Origin of the sequence: Segatella hominis (genome assembly GCF_004535825.1) — a bacterium.
Taxonomy (GTDB): Bacteria; Bacteroidota; Bacteroidia; order Bacteroidales; family Bacteroidaceae; genus Prevotella; species Prevotella hominis.
Genome location: NZ_SGVY01000115.1, coordinates 1 through 1,720 on the forward strand (window position 1 = coordinate 1; position 1,720 = coordinate 1,720).

Genomic DNA, 1,720 nt, shown 5'->3' on the forward strand with positions numbered 1-1,720 from the left:
CTGTTTGATTGATGGTGTAAAGATACGAAAAATACTCCAGATAACGGCATAAATCGAAGATTATTATCGTGAAATATAAACATCTTAAACAGGCCTTACTTTTTAAAGTGGGCTCATAATTCAAGTTTCGCAAGTGAATAAATATCAACTTGCTTGTTTATAAATATACATATTACGTAGCGTATGGGCAACAGGATTACTTTCGATGAAATCTGCCAGCAACTCTGTAGCATCTATAGAGTAACGCTCTGCTGCTTCCAGAACGAAGTCCAAAATGATAGCCCATATCTTGTCCGTTACGGACAACTCGAGAGTGTCATTGGTAACCTCTGTAAAGAGACCACCGATGGTTTCATACGCTTCAAATCTCTTCACTGTACACAAGATGTTATACTGCATCATTGTCAAAGTGAAGCTAGCAATTTGAGCGGCAAAATGTACAGACTGGCATTTGCCAAAGTTCAGCAAGGTCTTGCAATCCTTGTATGCAACTTCGGTAGCCCATCGTCTGGCATAAATACGATACGCTTCAAGGAAGCTAAGAGAAAGGTCTGTGGTCAACAACCCATTCCAGTTTCCCTTGCGTCCTCGTTTGCAAAAGAACAAACGGACTGGCACACCATCCAACTTAACGTCCATTGTACAATAGGTACAACGAAGTATTTTGTTGTGTTTGCATGCCTTTTCCTTTTGCAGGTGCTTGATGATTTGCTTGGCATTCATCTTACCATGCTTCGTTGCATAGTTGGTTTTGCCCAGTTTAATCATGCCCAACAGGTGACACTTGATATGTCTGCCGGAAATGAAACGCACAAGCTTAGTGTTTGTAAACCAGCTATCTACGAGCAAGTAATCAAAGCGAACACCTCGCTTGATGGCATACTTGACCATATCTATGGCCTTGTCTGTCTTCTTCATCAGATATTCATCCACACGCTCTTTTACCGCTTGCCCTTCGTGGTCCTCGGTATAGCGAGCATTGCGTTGCTTAGCAGTAAGTCCCTGAACCTTTTGCTTGTCCTTTCCCTCCTCACCATGAAGAGAGAAATCGAGAAAGAGCTGGCTAACGCCATCGGACAACATCATGGTCAGACACTTATAACCAAGGATGCTCTTTTGATGAACATGAGACCAGATTCTTCCTATGAGTTCGGTCGTCATACCAGTCTTAGGTGCATCAGTATCATCAATAATCAAACAAACTGGCTTGTCATGATGAACAGTTGTGCTGCTTGATATCTTCTTTATCAGCTGAAGATTCATTGCATATAGTAACTTGCGCCACTTGACGTTGCCATCATTCATAAAACGATAGAACATGTCTTTATCACAATTGAACAATTTACTCAAGGACGAGTTGGAGTATCGACTCGCATTCTTGACTACGAAGAACGGGAAGAGCATGAGGAGGTTGAGTACCTGCAAAGTGGTGAACTTGCAGTTCTCTTTCTTCTCTACTCCAATCTGGCTGGAGCGTATATTTATATGTTCCATCACACCCATAATGCACTTAATTGCACGATTATCGTCATTTTTTGCGAAAAAGCTTCGCAGATCTGAAATAATTTTTGTATCTTTGCTCACGGCTTTGAAGTTTTATCTTTATTGTTTAGCGATTATAAAGATACTCATTTTCTGTGAGTTATACAAACTTCAGAGCCTTTTTTATTCCAAAATTACGTTAAATCACGCTTGTGAATTTTCACTTGCGAAACTTTAG

The 1,720-nt window shown here is 40.6% G+C and carries 1 protein-coding gene; it reads right to left on the minus strand.

Features of this window, described 5'->3' with window-relative positions; genetic code table 11:
• Positions 1-144: 144 nt before the first annotated feature.
• On the minus strand, positions 145-1,584 hold the full coding sequence (locus EXN75_RS17290; RefSeq protein ID WP_408005980.1) for an IS4 family transposase: 1,440 nt from the start codon (positions 1,582-1,584) through the stop codon (positions 145-147).
• Between the last annotated feature and the right edge of the window lie 136 nt (positions 1,585-1,720).